This window comes from Chitinophaga niabensis, from assembly GCF_900129465.1.
GTDB lineage: Bacteria > Bacteroidota > Bacteroidia > Chitinophagales > Chitinophagaceae > Chitinophaga > Chitinophaga niabensis.
On the sequence record NZ_FSRA01000001.1, the window covers coordinates 3,134,202 to 3,154,054 of the forward strand.

The window sequence follows — 19,853 nt, forward strand, 5'->3', positions numbered from 1 at the left end:
GTTATTCCTCTTCCTTTACTTTATTCCATAAGCCGTCCATTTCAGTGAGGCTCATTTCATCCAGCCGCCTTCCTTCACCCGCTGCCATTGCTTCCATTTGGGAGAACCGGCGGATGAATTTCTTATTTGTACGTTCCAGGGCGTTTTCTGCATCTATTTTCAGAAAGCGGCTATAGTTTACCAGCGCAAAGAGCAGATCGCCGAATTCGGCCTCCATTTCGTCTTTATCATCCAATTCCACCGCCTCCATCAACTCCTTTGTTTCCTCTTCTACTTTATCCCATACCTGCTCCCGGGTGTCCCATTCAAAACCAACCTGTTTGGCCTTTTCCTGGAGGCGCATGGATTTGACCAGCGCGGGCAGGGAAACGGGTACGCCGCTGAGCACGGATTTCTTTCCTTCTTTGAGCTTTAACCTTTCCCAGTTGCGTTTCACATCCTCTTCATTTTCCACCTTCACATCCCCGTAAATATGCGGATGGCGGGCTACCAGCTTATCGCAGATGCCCGTGATCACGTCTGTAATGGTAAACTGTTGCTGTTCAGCACCTATTTTGGCGTAGAAAACAATATGCAGCAGCAGGTCGCCCAGTTCTTCCCGGATGCCCTTAAAATCCTCGTTGGTGATAGCATCTGTCAATTCATACAATTCCTCGATTGTTTGCTGGCGGAGCGATTGGAGGGTTTGTTTTTTATCCCAGGGGCATTTTTCCCGTAGATCGTCCATGATCTGCAATAATCGGCTAAAGGCTTGTTCCGGCTGCATAACATTAAATATTAAGGATCCTGTGCTAAGAAACGGAAAAATAATGCAAATTCAGGAATCCTCCTTTCCGCAAATTTCCGGCCGGATCAGTGTTAATTTCTTTTTCTTGGCAGAAAAGCCAATTTAATTAGCTTTGCGGCCTTAGTAAAATCACAAAAGAAACGAATATGAATCCGAAACACGTGGCGCTCATTTCTGCTGAGCTGGCAATATCGATGAAGCAGGCTGAGAGTACCATGAGCCTACTGGCTGAAGGCTCTACCGTACCCTTTATCAGTCGTTACCGGAAAGAACAGACCGGTAGCCTGGATGAGGTACAGATAGGCAAGGTAGAGGATCTGAAGAAACGCTTTGAAGAAGTGGACGACCGCCGGGCTTTTATCATCAAAACCATTACAGAACAGGAGAAAATGACGCCTGAACTGCTGGAAAAGCTGGAAAACAGCTGGGTGATCGCAGAACTGGAGGATATGTACCTCCCCTACAAGCCTAAACGCAAAACCCGTGCTACCGTTGCTATTGAGAAAGGCCTGGAGCCACTGGCCAAACTGATCTTTGATCAGCAGGACGGCAGCCTGGATGAAACAGCCAAAACCTTCATCAACGAACAGGTGGCAACTACCGATGAAGCCCTCAAAGGCGCCCGGGATATTATTGCGGAATGGATCAATGAAAATGCCGAGTTGCGCGACAAGCTGCGTAAGCTCTTTACCAATACTGCTGTGTTCACTTCAAAAGTAATTGAAGGAAAAGAAGCAGAAGGTGTGAAATACAAGGATTACTTCGACTTTTCCGAAGAACTGCACTCCATCCCTTCACACAGGGTGCTGGCCATTTTACGGGCAGAAGCAGAAGGCATCCTTTTCGGCAACATCACACCCGCAGAAGAAGATGCAACAGAGATCATCCATAAACAATTCGTTACCGGTAATAATGCTGCCAGCGAGCAGGTGAGCAAAGCAGCTGCAGATGCTTATAAACGTTTGCTGCGCCCTTCCCTGGAAAACGAGTTCCGCGCTACCGCAAAAGAAAAAGCAGATACCGAAGCCATTGAAGTGTTTGCGGAAAACCTCCGCCAGTTATTGCTGGCAGCGCCATTAGGCCCTAAAGCCGTGATCGCCGTAGACCCCGGTTACCGTACCGGTTGTAAAACAGTTGCGCTGGATGAACAGGGCAATATGGTGGACAACGATGTGATCTATCCGCTGGAAAAGAATTACAAGAGCCAGGATGCAGAGAACCTGCTGCGTAACTGGGTGAATAAATATGATATTGCTGCCATTGCCGTAGGAAATGGTACCGCAGGCCGCGAAACGGAAGAGTTCATCAAAAAGATCGACTTCGGGCGTAAAGTGAATGTGTTCATGGTAAATGAAAGTGGTGCCTCTGTGTACTCCGCTTCTGAAGTAGCCCGTGAAGAATTCCCGGATCATGATGTAACCGTGCGTGGCTCCGTATCCATCGGCAGGCGCCTGATAGATCCGCTGGCAGAGCTGGTGAAGATAGATCCGAAATCCATCGGCGTAGGTCAATACCAGCACGATGTGAACCAGAGCCACCTGAAACAAAGCCTTGACCGTATTGTGGTGAGCTGCGTGAACATGGTGGGTGTAAACCTGAACACCGCATCCAAACACCTGCTGGCATATATTTCAGGTCTTGGTCCTTCCCTCGCGGAAAACATCGTGAAATACCGCAAAGAGAATGGCGCTTTCAAAAATCGTAAGGAATTAAAGAAAGTGACCCGCCTCGGTGAAAAAGCATTTGAACAATGCGCAGGCTTCCTCCGTATTGAGCATGGCGATAACCCATTGGATAACTCAGCCGTTCACCCTGAACGTTACGCAGTGGTAGAAGCAATTGCCGCCGGTCAGAAATGTACCGTGGAAGAACTGATGGGCCGTGAAGACCTCCGTAAGGTGATCAATGTGAAAGATTACATCAGCGAAGAAGTAGGCCAGCTTACACTGGAAGATATCCTGAAAGAACTGGCTAAACCCAGCCGCGACCCGCGTGATGAAATAGCCATCTTTGAATATGCAGAAGGCATCAAATCCATGGAAGACGTGAAACCCGGTATGACACTGCCTGGCGTGGTAACGAATATCACAGCATTTGGTGCGTTTGTGGATATCGGGGTTAAACAGGATGGACTGGTGCACATCTCTCACCTTTCCAACAAATTCATCAGCAACCCGAATGAAGCGGTGAAGCTGAACCAGAAAGTAACGGTAACGGTACTGGAAATAGATATTGCCCGTAAGCGGATCTCTTTATCCATGAAAGATAACGAGCCTGCAGCTAAGCGTGAACCACGTGAACGCAGCAACACAGGAAAACCGGCTCAGGGTGGTGGCAAAGAAAAGAAAGAAGCACCATTGAATGATTTTCAGGCTAAGCTCTTAGCCTTGAAATCCAAGTTCAAGGACTAATAGTTGTGATTTGCTTTCAAAAATTTTCACAACTAATATTAAAAAGGCCCGATGAGATCCATCGGGCCTTTTTGTTTTATTTTCCTTCTTCGAATTTCATCATCCATTGCAGTAGCTTTTCCGGATAGGCAGAGTCTCCCCGCTCCCCGAATAACTTCACTGCTTTATTCCGTGCAATCCCCACATAGATCACATCCTTCCGCATATCAATAGCAATAGCCGCTTCGTCTACAGTACAATCATGCGGTTTGCAGCCTTCATTGAACAGGATGCCGGATTCCACTTCAATAGGCGGCGTTACTTTATAACGCAGCATAAAGTCTTTCTCATCCTCTCCCAGGATAGCTTTCAGGCGGCTCTTCAGGGGATGCTGCTGCAGGAGCTTTACATCCAGCGCGTACTTACCGTTAAACGCTTCGTAGGCTTTCCAGGATTCTACGAGTGAGGGGATGATAGAGGTATCCGTAGTCTGGATCATGGTATCCGTGGGGATCATGGTCACAGAGTCCGGCACCTTCTTTACTTTACTGCTTTCAGAAGGGCTGCCACAGGCAATCATCAATATGCAAAGGAGGGCGAGCTTATACATTAAATTCATAAATAGGATCAATATGAGTACCGGGTTCCATATCAAATAAAGGATTGATCAGGCCATCTTTAATACCGTATACCCAGCCGTGGAGCGTAGGCCGTTGTTCTTTGGCCCAGGCTTCCTGGATGGTGATGGTCTTGGCCAGGTTCATCACCTGTTCCTGCACGTTCAGTTCTATGAGGCGGTCCACCCGTTTATCTTCAGAATCCAGCGCATCAACTTCATCCCTGTGAAAGCGGTACACATCTTTGATATGTTTCAGCCAGGGATTGATGATACCAAAGTTCTCGTTAGTGAGCGCGGCTTTCACCCCTCCGCAACCATAGTGGCCTACTACAAGCACATGTTCCACCTTTAATACCTTCACGGCATATTCCAATACGGTAAGCAGGTTCAGATCCGTAGCCACTACCATATTAGCAACATTGCGGTGTACGAATATTTCTCCCGGTTCTGTATTAGTGATCTCATTGGCCGGCACGCGACTGTCCGAACAACCGATCCAGAGGAATTTGGGCGACTGCTGGTTTTGCAGGCGTTTGAAAAAGTCCTTATCAGCTGCTACTTTATTCGCAGCCCACACTTTGTTGTTCGCTAGTAGTTGTTCAAATATATCCATCTGTTTAATCTTTTATTTGCCGGTAAATACGGGGGGCCTTTTTTCCATAAAAGCCTGCATCCCTTCTTTCTGATCTTCTGAAGCAAAGAGAAGGTAAAAGTTCTTACGCTCAAAATGCAACCCTTCTTCCAATGTACTGTCAAATGCCCTGAGTACGGACTCTTTAGCCATCTTCACAGCCAGGGGGCTTAACTGGGCAATTTCGGCAGCCAGCCGGAATGCTTCCGTTAAATATAACTCAACAGGAACAATTTTGTTGATCAAACCTGCCTGTAAAGCTGCTTCTGCCGTAATAAATCTTCCGGTGAGCACCATTTCCATGGCCAATGCTTTGCCTACGGCCCTGGTTAAACGCTGTGTACCTCCTGCGCCGGGCATTACCCCTATCCTGATCTCCGGTTGCCCGAACCGGGCGGATTCGCTGGCAACGATCATATCGCAGAGCATAGCCAGTTCACAGCCCCCGCCCAATGCAAAACCGCTAACGGCAGCTATGAGGGGTTTCTTTATTTTCTTTATGGTATCCCAGGTGCTGAACTGGTCTACATTATACATGTCTATAGCAGTTTTACCGGCCATCTGCTTAATGTCCGCACCTGCGGCAAAAGCTTTGTCGTTTCCGCTGATAATGATCACGCGTACCTGGTCATCTTCGTCCAGGGCCTTTAATGTATCCCTTAGTTCCTGCATCAGCTGGAGGTTGAGGGCATTCAGTTCCTTGGGGCGGTTTAGCTGGATATGCGCAATATAGGGCTGCGCCTGTTGGTGTATGATGATGAATTCCATATTACAATGCAATTGCGGCTATAATAATAACATAAGCCAAAAGTATGATAATCGCACCGGTTCCGTAACATGCTAAGATTAAAATTGATTTTAACAGCGCTTTGCCCACAGAACCACCATAGAACCGCTTCAAGGCAATAATGAAATAGATGTAAACGATCAGTGTCATCCAGCCATACAGTCCGCTGTAATGCCAGAACTGATAGATCAGCAACGTTATTAAGGATAGAACAAAGATCAAAGTATGGATGTGGATAGTGAAGATGGCATGCTCCGTGTAATACATCTTCCTTCGGAAATAGGCCATTTTCAACAGCAGGGCAAAGAATGGCAGCAGAATGAACATCAGCTTCGGTAAATTATGCTGCAGCGTTTCGCCAATAGTTCTTTGCGCCTCCTGGCCCCCGTATTGTACTTTTATACTCCGGTGCATAATGGCGCGCATCACAAAACCATCTTTTTCCTTCTCCGGCAATGTTTGCTGAAGGGAATCATACCTGGCCAATGCCTCTTTTACAGTGGTGCCAGAGCCCTGCGTAAAAACAGTACCCGTATTAATTGCATTCACCTGCTCTCTCAACTTTGCAGAATCCTCTGCGCCTCTCGCAATAGAATCCAGCAATAACGATTTCTTTTTTTCCAGTTTGCTGGTTGTTTTCTCCAGCTTGGCATTCATTTTATCCAGGTCCTTTTCGTCTGAATGATTGAAAAAGCTCAGTACCAGGAAGAAAACAAAGGAAGTAAAAATGTACAGGCGGATGGGATTTACATAATCCATCCGGCGCCCGTCCACATACTGCTTTGTCAGCAATCCGGGTTTGGTAAAGAGGTATTTGAAAGTGAGCAGGAACTTAGAATCATAGTGCGTGATATCCTGGAAAAAGTGGCTTACCAGGTGGCTGAAAGGTTCCTTGGTTTCAATGTTCTCCTGGCCGCAATGGGAACAGAAGCGGTCTGTTACTTCAGTACCACAGTTAAGGCAAGTTGGGTCGCTTCTTAAGTGTTGTGTTTTCACGATTTAGGTTTGGCAGGTTTAGGAGGGCTAAAGATAGCGGAATTATAAATTATATTCCCGGGATATACGTTTTGTTTATTTTTGTGCGTTCCTAAACGGAGCATTCATTTTATGGGCATATTAAGAACATTCATATCCGCCGCCAGCCTGTTGCTGGTTATTTCCAGCGCCCAGGCGCAGTATTACTACCAGGACGTGTACATTACACAGCAAACAGCGGCTACAATGGCCTTATTCAAGAGCAACAAGGTGAGTTTCCAGCATGTTAAAACGCTGGATGCTAACCAGGAGGAAGACCGTAATTTTATCTGCATCCGGGGTATGAACCCTACTCACCGGCAAATGCGTACCCTTACCCAAAGCAGTGTAAGCGGTCGTTCTGTAGTTGTTTCCACCTTTAACAATGCCGGCAAACTAACCAAATCGGTAGACAGCGTGGAGAACAGCATCAGCACCATGCAATACCAATACACGCAGGATGGCCGCCTGGAAGAGATCCAGACCGGTTCCCGCGGAAGGGAGGATAAGTTCACGATGACAGAGAACCGCCGGTACGTGTATGATACGCTCGGGCGTTTGAAGGCCATGATCCTGAAAAAGGGAGGCCTGGATTCCACAGTGGTAAAATTCACAACAGACGCAGAAGGCAGGGTGACCGAGGAGGCACAGCCCGGCCGCCAGCGCGTATATTACAACTACGACAGCAAAGGCCGTTTAACCGATGTGCTCCGCTTCCACCCTACCCGGAAAAAGATGCTGCCGGACTATAGTTTTGAGTATGATGCGAATGGAAAATTAACGCAGATGACAGTGGTGAATATTCAGAGCGGCGACTACCTGATCTGGAAATACAGTTATGATGCCAAAGGATTACCCCAGGCTGAAGAGTGCTCTGGTAAAGAGAAAACGACCTTAGGCATGGTGCGTTATACGTATGAATATTTTCAATAAGTAAAAAAATACTTGGCAGATTTAAAACAATTCCTATCTTTGCAATCCCAACAAAAAAAGTTCTTATTCATACGCGGAAGTAGCTCATTTGGTAGAGCACGACCTTGCCAAGGTCGGGGTGGCCGGTTCGAGCCCGGTCTTCCGCTCCATACAAGCGTTCCAAACTGCCTTCAGTTTGGAATTTTTGTTTAAAGTTCTTTGTGAATGTTTAATTACATTTACAAGGCAGGATACCCTGGTGGTGGAATTGGTAGACACGCCGGACTTAAAATCCTGTGAGCTGCAAGGCTCGTACGGGTTCGACTCCCGTCTGGGGTACACGACGGAATACCGTCAAAATAGTTTAAGGGTTGCTCAACATGAGCAACCCTTTTTCATTGAACTTTATTGCGTCATACATTGCACCGGTTACTGGTTTCCTGGTCCTTCGCTTAATTATGGCCTGAGTCATTTAAAAAAATTTCTACTTTTGTGATATGAGGATGACCGTAATGTTATAATATAAATTTTCAAGTCCTATAAAATTGATGTCCCGTAGGGACACTAAGTTTTTATTGTCTGAACTTTTATATTACCCATTATGCATAGCACCTTAAACTCACAACAAATACACTCATTTGTTACTGATGGCTTTGTTCGTATCGACAACGCTTTTTCTGCCGATCTTGCCATCGAAGCCAGAAATATACTTTGGAAAGATATTCCCGCCGATCCAAACGATAGCACCACCTGGACGCAGCCTGTAGTTTGGCTGGGTATGTATACCGGAGAGCCCTTTATTAAGGCTGCCAATACCAGTATTCTTCATAGCGCATTTGACCAATTAGTTGGTAAGGAGAGATGGATACCCTGCATGAGCATGGGCGCATTTCCCGTTCGTTTTCCATCAGAGACAGATTCCGGTGATACCGGCTGGCATGTAGATGCAGGCTTTGCCGGTGCTGATCCTAACGACTTTTTCGCCGCCAGGGTCAATGTACATTCCAAAGGCCGTGGCCTGCTGATGCTGTTCCTGTTTTCAGATATAACTGAACTGGATGCGCCAACGAGGTTGCTAAAAGGATCACATCTGGATGTTGTCAAACTGTTGGAACCAGAAGGTGAAGAAGGCCTATCTTTCATGGAGCTGGCCGGTAAATTACCGGAATTACCTGCCAGGGAAGAAGCACTGGCCGTTGGAAACGCCGGTACTGTATATCTTTGTCATCCATTCTTAGTTCATGCCGCACAGCGGCATAGAGGCAAAACGCCAAAGTTTATGGCACAACCACCGCTGTTAATCAGGAGTCCGTTTGACATTCGTAGCACAGGCCCCTGCAGCCCGGTTGAGGAAGCTATAAGAAATGCAATAGCCATTTCCCGCATTTAAAATAAGCAGACATCCGGGGATGCGATCGCATCCCCGGATATATCCGTATCTCAGGTATTGCGAAAAGTTGTTTGAATTTGTATTTTAGAGATCTTATGATAAGATCAAAACACCTGTTCGTTTCAGTTATACTTTTATGCACATCTATTATAGCAAACGCGCAGCATGCAGATAAAGGGCTAAAAGATCATTACAAAAACTACTTCCCTATCGGCGTAGCCATCACACCCCGTCATTTGCAGGACTCCTCCACCAGCTCCTTCATACTCAGGCATTTCAATAGCCTCACGCCAGAAAACGTGATGAAAATGGAACCAATACATCCGGAAGAAGACCGGTATAATTGGGGAGGTGCAGATGCAATCGTTCGTTTTGCAACGGAAAACGGGTTGAAAGTCAGGGGCCATACCCTCTGCTGGCATAACCAGGCACCGAAATGGATGTTTTACGATGCAGCAGGCAAACTGGTAGGCAAAGACACCTTATTGAACAGATTGCGTAAACACATCCATAATGTGGTGAGTCGTTATAAAGGCAGGATCTATGCCTGGGACGTAGTAAATGAAGCCGTTTCAGACCGGCAGAACGAGTTTCTTCGTAATTCCCTATGGTATCAGATCTGCGGGGAAGATTTTATTGCGCATGCATTCCGGTATGCACATGAAGCAGACCCGAATGCCGTTTTATTCTACAATGATTACAACACAGAAAATCCGGCAAAAAGAGACAAGATATATCGCCTGCTTAAAATGCTGCGTGATGCAAACGTACCAGTTCATGCTATTGGCCTGCAGGGCCACTGGTCCGTTACAGATCCATCAAGAGAATTACTTACGTCTGCTATCGAACAATATGCATCGCTTGGAATCAAAATACAGATCACCGAACTGGACGTATCTGTTTTCACCAACGATAAAATGCCTGAACAACGCCATTTCACGCCAGAACAGGAGCAGCTACAGGAACAGCAATATGCTATGTTCTTCAACACATTCAGAAGATATCGTGATGTGATCACCGGCGTTACTTTCTGGAATATTTCAGACCGTTCCAGCTGGCTGGATAATTTCCCCGTGAGAGGCAGGAAAAACTATCCACTGTTATTCGATGAAAATCTTCAGCCTAAAAAGGCATACCAGAAGGTGATCGACTTCTAAACCTTCTTCTCCCGGAGATGTAAAAATTGTTCACCAACCTCAGAAAATCAGTAAGATGTTCAAGAACCTCCCGTCATCCGTACATCTAATTAATTAGTTAAAAAAGCTGCTGAAAAGCGGCCTTTTCTATTTAGTAAATGTAATTTTATCTGTGCCGAATTCGCACAACGATCATTTAATAACACATTATGCTTCCTCCGATAATAACAACTGCACGGTACATACTAAAGCCGTACACTGTAAATGACCTGAGCAGGTTCCTTGAAATTTCCCTTGATAAGGAAGTTTCTCAGTTCATGGGAGGCACTGCCGATAATGCAGAAGAAGAAACAAAACTCTTTTATAAAATATTCGACATCTATTCTAAAGATACTGAAAGGTGGTTCTGGATCTGGGGCGTGTATTCAGACAATAAGCTCTGCGCTCACATGGAACTTAAGCAAACAGATACTACCAACAGCGATGAACTGGAAATAGTATATATGGTACATCCGGAAGAAAGAAGAAAAGGGTTGATGAGTGAAGTTTTGTCTGTTATAAAACAAAATCAGCATAAATGGGATAAGAGAATTACGGCAACTGTTTACCCGGAAAATAAAAAGTCTATTGCCCTTCTGGAAAAATGGGGGATTGAAAAAACAGAAACCAGGATAAATGAAAGCAATAATAGACCTTATTTAAAACTTCTGCTTACCGTGTAGCCAAACCTTCCTGTCAGCTAATTTCAAGCTTATATCCCTTTCCTCGTATAACAACAATTTTGATGTTCGGATCAGGTTCCAGCTTTTTCCTGAGTTTTGATATGAACATATCCAGGCTGCGCCCCACAATAACTCCTTCATCTTCCCATATCTCTTTTTGCAGCCGGCTTCGCTCTATGGTCTCGTTGGGAGACGATGCGAAAACGTGCAATACACGGGTTTCCGTTCCGGTCAGGTCTATTGTCTCTCCATTTACTATGAGGTTCCGGTTCTTCGCATCGAACAACACCGAACCTAAAGTGAATATACTGGCATCACTTGTATCCTGAACTTCAGGTAAATCTCTTCGCGGCCTAGCAGACCTCAAAAAAATAAAACCAACAAATGCTAAAAATGGCAGGCCACCCAGGAGATATACATTCCTGGCTGTATTCATTCCTGTCGGTTTGAATTTAATGTTGATCATATAGTTTGCCCTGGGTTGTACTCTTCCTTTGCATGCTACAATATCATCCTTTTTATTTTTGGATATAGCATATCCATAGGCTACACTGGAGTTGTCGGAATTCAGAACGTTAACTACATAGTCGCTTACGAGGGGATCTTTGCCCAACCAACGCCGGGTAGTATTCACCAGGGATTCCGGTTGAAAGGTCAGATCCTTCTCAAACCTTATCTGGTATTCGTTTTCTGCAACCTTTTTTACCGGGAGTATCCTTGAAGTACTGTCACCCGACTGCAGGAGTACTTCATGTCCGATCCCACGGAGCAACATTTCCCTTCTGGCAGTAGCAAAGTCGTTACTGCCGGCCATACTGAAAGCCACGCAGATTACGGCGATAAACGAGAGTAATATCAATCCGAACAGGTACTTGCCTTTCCCGGAGAGGAAGTTTCGGCTATCAGATATACGATTTACCATTTATTTACAAAGTTTACATTTCTATTTACAATCCTGATTCTCAGGCTGAAAGATATCAAAGTAATTTAGCTGAATTAAAAGTAAAAAATGAAATACATACAGCTATACGTTTTGTTCCTGACGCCTGTTTTACAGACTTCCTGTGGACAAAACCAAACAAATCTACCTAAAGATAATCCAAAGCCTGAAATCAAAGACATAGTCACTGCCTATGGGCCTGATACGATGGTCCGTAATGTAAAAAAAGGCAGAAATGGCACCATTCTGATGAATGCCTGGGCACTTTCACGTTATGATGCAAAGTCCTTGTACGATAAAATGTCCGTTGTAACAGGAATTAAGGCAAGAGGAGGCGGGGATTTTCCGGGGATACCGGAAGTTAACGATGCAAGCATTTGGTTCGGATCTATGAAACGGAGTGCATCGTTATGATAGAAAGACCATTACCGGCTTTAAAAGTAAAGCAGGTCAGCAATAATGAGTATATCCAATTTAAAAACATTTATCAATTGTTATCAATGAACAACAAGCTATCAAACATTTACTTAATTTTAATGATCCCCTCTTTGTTCTTCGGTTGTCGTGGCCGGGTAAAAGAGGAAAATAAAAATAATGCATCAGCAAGCTCCGTATCCTCCGGACAAAAATATCTTATAGATAAGAAGGAAAGTATTGTAACATGGAAAGGTGCTATGCTGGCTTCTGCGGAGGAACATACCGGGTACGTCCATATATCAAAAGGTGAATTGGTCATTGAAAAAGGTCAACTTATGGGTGGTACAGTCGAAATCGACATAAATACGATTGAATATGCAGATAAGGAGAATAAAAACACCCCTATAAACCACTTAAAATCGCCTGATTATTTTGATGTCGAAAAATTCCCCATTTCTACAATCGAAATTACCAGGGTTGCATCTGTGAGTGATACGACTATTAACGTTACAGGGAACCTGACCATTAAGGGTGTTACCCGCTCAGTTACTTTTCCAGCCCAAATAGAAGTTAAGGACGGAATTGTAAAAGCGAATGGCAAACTGACCATTGATCGAACAGATTGGGGCATCCGTTATAGATCAGGAAAGTTCTATGATATTTTAGCGGATCAAATCGTTTCGGATAACATTGAATTCCAAATGAAAATCGTAGCAACATTATAAAAAATGCTGAATAATGATGAATAAATCCAACACAACAGTTATTCAGACTGCTCTCCATAGCAGGCCTCTTTAGAGTAAAAATCTATCAAAAGATATAAGTATGAAAAAGATTGTTTTACCAGGTGCTATAATAGGATTGCTTTTAGTGACCTTGAGCTTATTTGCCAAGATCAATCACTGGAACAATGCGCGTACTTTCCTGAACTTTGGAATTGTGGGTTTTGTATTGCTCCTGGTTTGTGGTGTAATATTGGTTATTCTATCCTTCAAGGGCACAAAGCGATAAAGACACCTTTTGTGTTTAAAAATATTGTAGAAAAAATAACCTGGCTACGATCATAATTGTTCGAAGACTTCCATCACTGTTTCAAATAATGAAGTGCCACACTTCCGGATTTGAAACGTATGGTATCGATCAGCTTTAGATCAAGCTTTTCCTGAAGGCTTCCGGGCTCCAGCAAGAGCCTTCCCTTTCCTACGATACCCGGATGAACAATCAGTTTGAATTCATCGATAAGGCCTGCGCTGATCAGCTCCGGGAGCATGCTTACGCTATCTACCGAAATCTTTTTACCGGGTTGCTGTTTTAGTTTCAGCAGTTCTTCCGCAGGATTGCTACGGATAATCCGCGTTTTTTCGTCGCCGCTGTCCAATGATCGTGAAACAACAACCCTGTCAATAGCACTAAACTTTTGGGCAAATCTATTTTCAGCTGCTGTACCGGATTGATCTCTCGCAACATCGCTCCAATAGGGAAACATGAGCTGGTACATAACACGGCCGAAAAAGAACAGGTCCACGCCGTCCATCATTTCTGTAAAATAATCCATAACTTCTTCACTTGGATTAAAGGCAGTGTGGTCGCAGTAGCCATCCAGGCTAATGTTCATACCGAATGATACAGTTCTCATTTTTATAGTTTTTAGCTTATAAGCCAAAAATAAGCGAGGCATTAAACATTTTGAGGGGTGTTCCGTGACAGAAAAGGGGGCTTTAAGGCCAAGTTTAGGGGGATCAGGCTTCTCCTTCATTTATTGCCGGCGTTCTGGCGTGCCAGCCTCTCCTTCCGCCTATCACTCAAATACTTCCTTACAGGGATGTCGTAAACTACCATCACGAGGTACGCCATTCCCACCAGCAAAACTATCCCGCCTATGATAACGAAAGCCAGTTCCGTACTGCCAGGCTTATGATTGGTGTAATAATTGCCGAACATCCATAAAGCGGCATAATGCGTCATATATAACGGGTAAGAGATCTTCCCGGAGAATACGCAAATCTTCTTTAAACCAGGTTTTAATGCCGCCCCTGCCCCCAAAGCTATCAGCAGGGGAAAGTAAAACAGCACTACCAAAGATTCCGATAACCAATTCCAACTTGAGAATGGCATTACAAAGGCCAGGGATAACAATATAGCCAAACCAACGAACCCCAGTTTGTTCCTGATGATCCAGTTAGAACGGTAAATAAGCAGCCCCGCTAAGAATGAATAGGATATCCGGGCACATCCATCCCAAAAGGTCGGGCCGCTCCAGCCACCCAATAAATTACCGGAACGGTAACATACAAAGCAAATGGCCGCTGCGGAGATAATGGTTAACAATATCAGGTAACCACGTTTGATCTTACAGAGTACAAATGCATAAACAATATTGGCCGCATATTCCCAAAACAACGACCAGGACGGTGCATTGAGGCCGAACAGGTTAAATCCACGATCGCCCATTACAGGAAAGGGTATAAGCAGTGCCGAGCATAAAAAGAGCAGGATGATCTTACCGGTACTGAACAACCCGGGATCACCGCCGAACGGATCAAACAAAAATGCCAGCAGGCCTAATACAGATCCTGCTATAACCAGCGGGTGCAACCTGATAACCCTCGATTTAAAAAACTCAAGAATGCCCATTTTGGCTAAGCGATCGTCATAGGCATATGCGATCACAAACCCCGAAAGGCAAAAGAAGAAATCGACAGCCAGAAAACCGTGCCCGATAAAGTTCTTCCCTGGGTCCGTGTAAACCCATTCCATAAAATGGAATATTACAACGGCCAGCGATGCAATCCCTCTTAATCCATCGAGAATTTCGAAATGCTGTTTGGTTTGCAGAATTGTGGCGGAGGTTTTATTCGTATCCATTTAATTATTTATCCAATCAGTTTTAATGTGGAAACAACTCCTGTTTGTTCCGCCAAATTATCTAAAATTTCCTCATTTTTTTAGATACTGGCAACTAAGCCCATTAATTGGCGGGGAAGCCGTTTAGTTTTACCGTAAGATCTTCCAAAGGAAATAAGAGGGATTTTCTTTAACCTTGTCCATATGGTCCCTGTAATCTTTTAGTCCCTTAATCGCGGCAATTGTAGTGCCGATCAGGCTGACGCCTCCTGTGGGTATACTTAGGGATAATCCACCCAAACCTACAGCTATATTAAAATAGGTCTGCTTTTTAAGATGATCAAATTTCCTATTGATCTTATCCACCTGAACAACACCAATTTCATGCATAATATTTTCAACCTTTAACTTTCTTTGTTGTTCATCCGTAATGGTCCTCAGTTCTTTGAACTGTCGTTCCAGCTCTATCCGAAAAGTGGTAAAAGTATTTGCCTCATGCAGCCGTACAGCCATCAGCTTGTCAATATCTATATTTTTAAAAAAAGGAATATTGACCTCCAACATCCTTTTTGTCGTGAAATCAACAATTGGATCAGCAGGTTCAGCAACCAGGCTAAAAAGTGTTCCCATAGTAGAAGCAGTGACCATGGGATTGGCATTAACGAATGAACTGATTTTAGTAGCCCTGTAGGCGTGGGTAGCATAGTTATTGATCGCCCGGTCGATAGCCTGGTTCAACCATAATTGATAATCGTCTTTATCATAGTAAAACAGGGCCATATAATGCGCCCGCGCTTCCTCAGGAGTATTTCCTTTCGGCGGAATTTGTATTTCGCTTGATGGAGACGGCTTGAAGTTAAAAGTATATTTTACACCAGTTAAAGCATGGTCGTCAAAACGGATTTCAATACGATTAGGGTCTCGGACAGATGCTAAAGGAACATAATCATATGTACCTGAAGTAGTTAATTTGCCACCTCTCACTTCAACTTTTGTTCTTAACCATGTAAATAGATCAGCAGGGATATCTACTTCGCATTCATACTTGTCGTCGGTACTAAATCGCCCGTTTGTATCCCTGTAAACAATTTCCCATGGAACTGGCTTAACGAAATTGGCTGCGACCATGGGTGTTATATGTTTCATAAACCTGCATGCATCTGCCAGGACCGATTTTGAATCAGGGCTGCCCCAGGAGTATTCTATTCTAAAAAGAAACTCTGAAATGGGATCATGAATAATATATTGGTCTAAAAAAAGCGCAGTTTGGGTGATAGTATCTAAATATCTTTTATTAGTAGAATTGTATATCTTCAATAATGAAGTTTCCTTATTTACATCCTCAATAATTTCCTTCGCGAAACGATCAGTATAATTTGAATACTTATCCATTTCTTCTTCAATGCGGGAAGCAGATTCATTTTTGAAATTATTGGCCATACTTTTTTCATGAAAAAAAATGCTTTCAGCAAGAAAATCGTATAAAATACTTCCCATAAGATCTACGCATTAACTTTAAAAATTCATACTGGAAGATCGGATATTTTAGATCATCAAAATCAATAATATTGCATCATGGTCAACTCATCTATTTCTTGCTTGTGAATGACCGCATTAGATCATGGCCTTATTCGGCCATTCTCCCGCATAACATCTGGTTTAGAATATTTCAACGATAACCGTTTCCTGCTTATTAAAAAGAAAACTGTCACCTGCTTTTTTATGTAACAATAACTTCGCAAGCGGAGCATATGGCGAAAGGAAAAATATCAGCTGATCATCTACCTGCTGTTTACCCAGGCCAACTGCAATAAAGAAAGAATGATCCGAACATCTCACATAAGCGCCTGTCCGGGCATTGGTATAAATGAGATCTGTATTTACTTTTTGCAACAGGTCAAGTTCCTTCATATTTTCTGCCTGCTGCCGTGCATACATATCTTTTTCCAGGTGCCCCATGGCTCTTCCTGTTTCATATTTATCGCCTGCTGAACTTTTCCCCTCGTTATTAGCTGCTTCCTGCGCATTGTCAATGGCTAGTTGTGCAGTGGCTATTCGCTCCTTAATAAGGAGTTCTCCGGCTTTTTTTAAACTGGTTTTAAATTGGATCATTTGCTGCTGCGTCATCATCAGTGTTTGAGATCACTAATTGGATCGGCATCCGCGGGTTTGGCAGGATTATATATTGCCACACCAACCCTTGAATCAGCACAGCCGTAGTAGAGGAACCATTTTCCTTTAAACCATGCCATACCTTCTATAAACACAGTACCATCCTGGTACTGCCCGCTTTTTTCAAACGGCTCCATAGGCCTGAAAAAAGGAACGTCCAGGCGGGCCAGCAATTTGGTAGGATCTTTTTTATCAAACAGCATTTGGCCTGCGCAATACGCACCTCCGTTAAATCGTTTGTCTCCTCTGTCGCCGGAATTGTTCCTGCCATTATAGAGCAGCACAATTCCATCTTTAGTCATTACAGCAGGTGGGCCGCATTCAGTCATATCGCTATCGAAAAAACCTTTTCTTGGTGATGCCAGTTTTAGCAATGCTCCCAGTGAATCCACTAATGGCGTCCAGTCAACCAGGTTGGCTGATGTTGCGGCATATACATGTCTTTCACCCCAGTACATGAAATACCGGCCATTCAGCTTAACAATAACCTGTTTATCTTTTTTAACCTGTGTTAAAATGGAGGCTGACTTTGTAGCTATGTTGAGGAACTTCCCATCATAGGCATCCTGGAATATCGGGCCATGTTTTGTCCAATGTTCCAGGTCTTTTGATGTGGCAACTCCCAGCCTGGGTACTTTTCTATTCCATTGCGTATATAACATTACATAAGTACCATCTTCTGTTACGGCTATACGAGGGTCCTCACAGCCTCCCGGCCATTCATACTCCTTCTGATCATCGTCAGCAGGGTAAAGAACCGGTTCCGTTTTGCGGGTGAAATGCATACCATCCGGGCTAATGGCATAACCCAGCCTTGAGGTACGGTGCCCTATTTTTACCCCGGTCTTGTCTTCAGCCCGGTAGAGGACAACGATCCTGCCATCTTTGACTGCTGCGCCCGGGTTAAAGGTATCATTGCTCTCCCAATGAATTTTGGCATTGGTCATTGGGTCCGTAAATGTTGCATTGGTATCTACTGAAATTACAGGATTTACGTTGTTGGGCCTTACAAAGCCGCCCAACGCCCAATCCGGAAGAATATTTTTATTTTGTGCAGTTGTATTTGTGCCGATCAATACCAGGCTTAACAGGAGAAAATACTTCATGATCCTAAACCGGTTTAAAAATGATACAGGAATACCACATCACCTGTGTAAGCCGGTTTGGCCTTGCCTTTAATGCTGAGTGTAGCACCAATGATCACTTTCGTTACACCTCTGAGATTAACTATAGAATTGAGCTTCGCTTTCAATTGAACTTCGTCGTTCACAAGCACGGGCTGGCCAAACTTAAATTGCTCTATACCGTAGTTAATTTCCATTTTAACATTGCGGATGTCTGCAATCTGCTTCCATAAATAAGGAATTAACGCCAACGTCAAATAGCCGTGGGCAATGGTAGATCCGAAAGGGCCTTCATTTTTTGCTCTTTCTTCATCTGTATGGATCCATTGATGATCAAGCGTTGCATCCGCAAACTTATTGATCTGTGCCTGATCTATTGTATGCCATTCAGAACTACCTATTTCTTTACCCTCGAATGCCTGATATTCTGCGAAACTATTGACAATTACCATACTCTTTATTTGTTTATTATTACCTGGTGATTAATGTGTGGCCCCAAGATACATGAATTTATAACCTACTCCTATTTCTTCTCTCCTACCAGTTTTTTTAACTGCGTGCGCAGGTCCGCCACATTTTTAGCCTGTAACGGTTCCGCAGCCAGGTTAACGGTTCCCTCATCGTTATATAATTCCGTAGCTATTAATGCCTGGGTCTTAAAATCATACCATTCTGTAAACCGGTACCGGCCGGTGCGCAGGGAATACCCCATAGCGGCTATACGGGATTCATCGGACAATGCTGCGTAAGGCCTGATGAACTGGCTGAGCGCATAGTTTTTTACAGCGGCACGGGCATTTGTTAATACCGGCACCAGGCTTTTACCAGCCAATCCATTGGGTACCGGAAGACCACACAAGGCTGTTAGCGTAGGATACAGGTCTACCAGTTCGGTGAGTACTGAAGTATGCCCTGCTTTGGCCACAGTGCCCGGGGCATTAATGATCAGGGGAACGCGGGTAGCATTTTCGAAGTTGGTGGCTTTGGCCCACATGCCCTGCTCTCCCAGGTGAAACCCATGGTCTGATAACAGCACTACGATAGTATTACTGGTGAGGCCATGGCTGTCCAATGCCGCAAGCAACTTACCAATCTGTGCATCCGTATAGCTTACCGCAGCATAGTAGCCCTGCAGGAGTTCTTTTACTTTTTCCCCGGGAATAGCTCCCTGCTCCGGGATATCCGTATAGCCCCGGAGTTCCTGTGATTGATGGAAGGCAATAGCCGGCGCATTACGGGGAACTGTTGTATCAGGCAAGGGCAGTGATCTGCCATCAAACTGTTGCCAGTAGCGATCGGGTGCAGTGAAGGGAAGATGTGGTCTGCGAAATCCCACCGCCAGGAAGAATGGTTTATCTTTCAAACGGCTGAGCAGGTCAATAGCAGCTTCGGCCACCTTCCCATCAATATACCCGGTATCTTCCACGGCTGCCCTTTCGGTAGCGGCAGCTTTTGATCTGCCGGCATTTTCAGTCAATACATATTTAGTGCCCGGTCCATTTCCGGTAACGCCTAACAAAGCAGGCCAGGACCATGAAGCAGGGTCATGGTGGGCCGGCGGATCGTGATAGATCTTTCCCGCCGCCGCCGTGGTATAACCGTTGTTCTTAAAGTATTGTGGTAAGGTGATGATCGTGGGATGCAAAGGGCGGAAAGGTTGTGAAAGGCCCCATATCTTCAGTTGGTCAGGACGCCTGCCGGTCATGAAGGACGCGCGGGAAGGAGCGCAAACTGCTTCCTGGCAATACGCCCTGTCGAATACTCTTCCATTGGCGGCCAGCCGGTCGATATTCGGGGTACGGGCATTGGTATCACCATAACAACCGAGTACCGGCTTCAGGTCATCTACAATGATAAAGAGTACATTCTTTTTACCGGCCTGCTGTGCTGCGGCGGATTCATTGAACAAGCAAGCTGCCAGCATCCAACAGATAAGAAATCTCATGCCTAAAAATAGCAGGATAATAT

21 protein-coding genes and 2 tRNA genes are annotated in these 19,853 nt (G+C 44.6%); 10 read left to right on the forward strand and 13 right to left on the reverse strand.

Annotated features, from left to right (window positions below):
* Position 1: 1 nt before the first annotated feature.
* Positions 2-766, reverse strand: a complete 765-nt coding sequence (gene mazG / locus BUR42_RS12335; RefSeq protein WP_074239523.1) for a nucleoside triphosphate pyrophosphohydrolase — start codon at positions 764-766, stop codon at positions 2-4.
* 167 nt (positions 767-933) lie between these two features.
* On the opposite strand from mazG, the gene BUR42_RS12340 reads away from it, so the two are divergent.
* Positions 934-3,198 (forward strand): Tex family protein, encoded by a 2,265-nt coding sequence (locus BUR42_RS12340; RefSeq protein WP_074239524.1) that lies wholly within the window; start codon positions 934-936, stop codon positions 3,196-3,198.
* A 76-nt stretch (positions 3,199-3,274) separates the two neighbouring features.
* Here BUR42_RS12340 and BUR42_RS12345 read toward each other — a convergent pair whose 3' ends face one another.
* The 4 genes from BUR42_RS12345 to BUR42_RS12360 are packed head-to-tail and all read right to left on the reverse strand — an operon-like array spanning position 3,275 to position 6,210.
* Complete coding sequence (locus BUR42_RS12345; RefSeq protein WP_159442260.1) at positions 3,275-3,787, reverse strand: hypothetical protein; 513 nt, start codon at positions 3,785-3,787, stop codon at positions 3,275-3,277.
* The gene (gene can, locus BUR42_RS12350; protein WP_074239526.1) at positions 3,780-4,409 is read right to left on the reverse strand and encodes a carbonate dehydratase; all 630 of its coding nucleotides are present in this window, start codon (positions 4,407-4,409) and stop codon (positions 3,780-3,782) included. Before can ends, BUR42_RS12345 begins: the two co-directional genes overlap by 8 nt.
* Positions 4,410-4,421: 12 nt before the next feature.
* Entirely contained in the window at positions 4,422-5,195 is a 774-nt protein-coding gene (locus tag BUR42_RS12355; protein ID WP_074239527.1) for an enoyl-CoA hydratase-related protein, read from the reverse strand.
* Between the two features lies 1 nt (position 5,196).
* Positions 5,197-6,210 carry a DUF3667 domain-containing protein gene (locus BUR42_RS12360; protein WP_074239528.1) on the reverse strand — a complete coding sequence of 338 codons (1,014 nt, stop codon included), beginning with the start codon at positions 6,208-6,210 and terminating at the stop codon, positions 5,197-5,199.
* A gap of 111 nt (positions 6,211-6,321) precedes the next feature.
* Here BUR42_RS12360 and BUR42_RS12365 point away from each other — a divergent pair, with 111 nt between their 5' ends.
* From BUR42_RS12365 to BUR42_RS12390, 6 genes are all read left to right on the forward strand, one after another.
* Complete coding sequence (locus tag BUR42_RS12365) at positions 6,322-7,161, forward strand: RHS repeat domain-containing protein (protein ID WP_074239529.1); 840 nt, start codon at positions 6,322-6,324, stop codon at positions 7,159-7,161.
* A 73-nt stretch (positions 7,162-7,234) separates the two neighbouring features.
* A tRNA-Gly gene (locus BUR42_RS12370) sits at positions 7,235-7,310 on the forward strand.
* 83 nt (positions 7,311-7,393) lie between these two features.
* Positions 7,394-7,479: transfer RNA gene (locus tag BUR42_RS12375), tRNA-Leu, on the forward strand.
* A gap of 262 nt (positions 7,480-7,741) precedes the next feature.
* A complete protein-coding gene (locus BUR42_RS12380; protein ID WP_074239530.1) occupies positions 7,742-8,530 on the forward strand; it encodes a phytanoyl-CoA dioxygenase family protein in 789 nt (262 codons plus the stop codon).
* A 95-nt stretch (positions 8,531-8,625) separates the two neighbouring features.
* Positions 8,626-9,687: an endo-1,4-beta-xylanase gene (locus tag BUR42_RS12385; protein WP_074239531.1), complete on the forward strand. Its 1,062-nt coding sequence runs from the start codon at positions 8,626-8,628 to the stop codon at positions 9,685-9,687.
* A 188-nt stretch (positions 9,688-9,875) separates the two neighbouring features.
* A complete protein-coding gene (locus tag BUR42_RS12390; protein ID WP_074239532.1) occupies positions 9,876-10,388 on the forward strand; it encodes a GNAT family N-acetyltransferase in 513 nt (170 codons plus the stop codon).
* A 13-nt stretch (positions 10,389-10,401) separates the two neighbouring features.
* On the opposite strand, the gene BUR42_RS12395 is transcribed toward BUR42_RS12390, so the two are convergent.
* Positions 10,402-11,310 carry a winged helix-turn-helix domain-containing protein gene (locus BUR42_RS12395; RefSeq protein WP_074239533.1) on the reverse strand — a complete coding sequence of 303 codons (909 nt, stop codon included), beginning with the start codon at positions 11,308-11,310 and terminating at the stop codon, positions 10,402-10,404.
* 87 nt (positions 11,311-11,397) lie between these two features.
* Here BUR42_RS12395 and BUR42_RS12400 point away from each other — a divergent pair, with 87 nt between their 5' ends.
* The 3 genes from BUR42_RS12400 (at position 11,398) to BUR42_RS29560 (ending at position 12,756) form a co-directional block, all read left to right on the forward strand.
* On the forward strand, positions 11,398-11,742 hold the full coding sequence (locus tag BUR42_RS12400; protein ID WP_074239534.1) for a hypothetical protein: 345 nt from the start codon (positions 11,398-11,400) through the stop codon (positions 11,740-11,742).
* Entirely contained in the window at positions 11,739-12,470 is a 732-nt protein-coding gene (locus BUR42_RS12405) for a YceI family protein (protein WP_074239535.1), read from the forward strand. Before BUR42_RS12400 ends, BUR42_RS12405 begins: the two co-directional genes overlap by 4 nt.
* 100 nt (positions 12,471-12,570) lie before the next feature.
* Positions 12,571-12,756: a hypothetical protein gene (locus tag BUR42_RS29560; RefSeq protein WP_143197427.1), complete on the forward strand. Its 186-nt coding sequence runs from the start codon at positions 12,571-12,573 to the stop codon at positions 12,754-12,756.
* Positions 12,757-12,829: 73 nt separating this feature from the next.
* Here BUR42_RS29560 and BUR42_RS12410 read toward each other — a convergent pair whose 3' ends face one another.
* The 7 genes from BUR42_RS12410 to BUR42_RS12440 form a co-directional block, all read right to left on the reverse strand.
* Entirely contained in the window at positions 12,830-13,381 is a 552-nt protein-coding gene (locus BUR42_RS12410; RefSeq protein ID WP_074239536.1) for a dihydrofolate reductase family protein, read from the reverse strand.
* Between the two features lie 116 nt (positions 13,382-13,497).
* Positions 13,498-14,610 carry an acyltransferase family protein gene (locus BUR42_RS12415; RefSeq protein WP_074239537.1) on the reverse strand — a complete coding sequence of 371 codons (1,113 nt, stop codon included), beginning with the start codon at positions 14,608-14,610 and terminating at the stop codon, positions 13,498-13,500.
* 129 nt (positions 14,611-14,739) lie between these two features.
* Entirely contained in the window at positions 14,740-16,086 is a 1,347-nt protein-coding gene (locus tag BUR42_RS12420; RefSeq protein ID WP_074239538.1) for a hypothetical protein, read from the reverse strand.
* Positions 16,087-16,248: 162 nt separating this feature from the next.
* Positions 16,249-16,716 (reverse strand): hypothetical protein, encoded by a 468-nt coding sequence (locus BUR42_RS12425; protein WP_074239539.1) that lies wholly within the window; start codon positions 16,714-16,716, stop codon positions 16,249-16,251.
* A 2-nt stretch (positions 16,717-16,718) separates the two neighbouring features.
* Positions 16,719-17,867 carry a glycoside hydrolase family 130 protein gene (locus BUR42_RS12430; protein ID WP_074239540.1) on the reverse strand — a complete coding sequence of 383 codons (1,149 nt, stop codon included), beginning with the start codon at positions 17,865-17,867 and terminating at the stop codon, positions 16,719-16,721.
* 14 nt (positions 17,868-17,881) lie between these two features.
* A complete protein-coding gene (locus BUR42_RS12435; protein ID WP_074239541.1) occupies positions 17,882-18,337 on the reverse strand; it encodes a MaoC family dehydratase in 456 nt (151 codons plus the stop codon).
* Positions 18,338-18,408: 71 nt separating this feature from the next.
* Positions 18,409-19,830: a sulfatase gene (locus BUR42_RS12440; protein WP_074239542.1), complete on the reverse strand. Its 1,422-nt coding sequence runs from the start codon at positions 19,828-19,830 to the stop codon at positions 18,409-18,411.
* Positions 19,831-19,853 lie beyond the last annotated feature (23 nt).

Excerpts from the sequence above, each read along its gene's own strand:
- mazG (WP_074239523.1), bottom strand. The coding sequence starts at position 766 with ATGCAGCCGGAACAAGCCTTTAGCCGATTATTGCAGATCATGGACGAT.
- BUR42_RS12340 (WP_074239524.1), top strand. The coding sequence starts at position 934 with ATGAATCCGAAACACGTGGCGCTCATTTCTGCTGAGCTGGCAATATCG.
- BUR42_RS12345 (WP_159442260.1), bottom strand. The coding sequence starts at position 3,787 with ATGTATAAGCTCGCCCTCCTTTGCATATTGATGATTGCCTGTGGCAGC.
- can (WP_074239526.1), bottom strand. The coding sequence starts at position 4,409 with ATGGATATATTTGAACAACTACTAGCGAACAACAAAGTGTGGGCTGCG.
- BUR42_RS12355 (WP_074239527.1), bottom strand. The coding sequence starts at position 5,195 with ATGGAATTCATCATCATACACCAACAGGCGCAGCCCTATATTGCGCAT.
- BUR42_RS12365 (WP_074239529.1), top strand. The coding sequence starts at position 6,322 with ATGGGCATATTAAGAACATTCATATCCGCCGCCAGCCTGTTGCTGGTT.
- BUR42_RS12380 (WP_074239530.1), top strand. The coding sequence starts at position 7,742 with ATGCATAGCACCTTAAACTCACAACAAATACACTCATTTGTTACTGAT.
- BUR42_RS12385 (WP_074239531.1), top strand. The coding sequence starts at position 8,626 with ATGATAAGATCAAAACACCTGTTCGTTTCAGTTATACTTTTATGCACA.
- BUR42_RS12390 (WP_074239532.1), top strand. The coding sequence starts at position 9,876 with ATGCTTCCTCCGATAATAACAACTGCACGGTACATACTAAAGCCGTAC.
- BUR42_RS12395 (WP_074239533.1), bottom strand. The coding sequence starts at position 11,310 with ATGGTAAATCGTATATCTGATAGCCGAAACTTCCTCTCCGGGAAAGGC.
- BUR42_RS12400 (WP_074239534.1), top strand. The coding sequence starts at position 11,398 with ATGAAATACATACAGCTATACGTTTTGTTCCTGACGCCTGTTTTACAG.
- BUR42_RS12405 (WP_074239535.1), top strand. The coding sequence starts at position 11,739 with ATGATAGAAAGACCATTACCGGCTTTAAAAGTAAAGCAGGTCAGCAAT.
- BUR42_RS29560 (WP_143197427.1), top strand. The coding sequence starts at position 12,571 with ATGAAAAAGATTGTTTTACCAGGTGCTATAATAGGATTGCTTTTAGTG.
- BUR42_RS12410 (WP_074239536.1), bottom strand. The coding sequence starts at position 13,381 with ATGAGAACTGTATCATTCGGTATGAACATTAGCCTGGATGGCTACTGC.
- BUR42_RS12415 (WP_074239537.1), bottom strand. The coding sequence starts at position 14,610 with ATGGATACGAATAAAACCTCCGCCACAATTCTGCAAACCAAACAGCAT.
- BUR42_RS12420 (WP_074239538.1), bottom strand. The coding sequence starts at position 16,086 with ATGGGAAGTATTTTATACGATTTTCTTGCTGAAAGCATTTTTTTTCAT.
- BUR42_RS12425 (WP_074239539.1), bottom strand. The coding sequence starts at position 16,716 with ATGACGCAGCAGCAAATGATCCAATTTAAAACCAGTTTAAAAAAAGCC.
- BUR42_RS12430 (WP_074239540.1), bottom strand. The coding sequence starts at position 17,867 with ATGAAGTATTTTCTCCTGTTAAGCCTGGTATTGATCGGCACAAATACA.
- BUR42_RS12435 (WP_074239541.1), bottom strand. The coding sequence starts at position 18,337 with ATGGTAATTGTCAATAGTTTCGCAGAATATCAGGCATTCGAGGGTAAA.
- BUR42_RS12440 (WP_074239542.1), bottom strand. The coding sequence starts at position 19,830 with ATGAGATTTCTTATCTGTTGGATGCTGGCAGCTTGCTTGTTCAATGAA.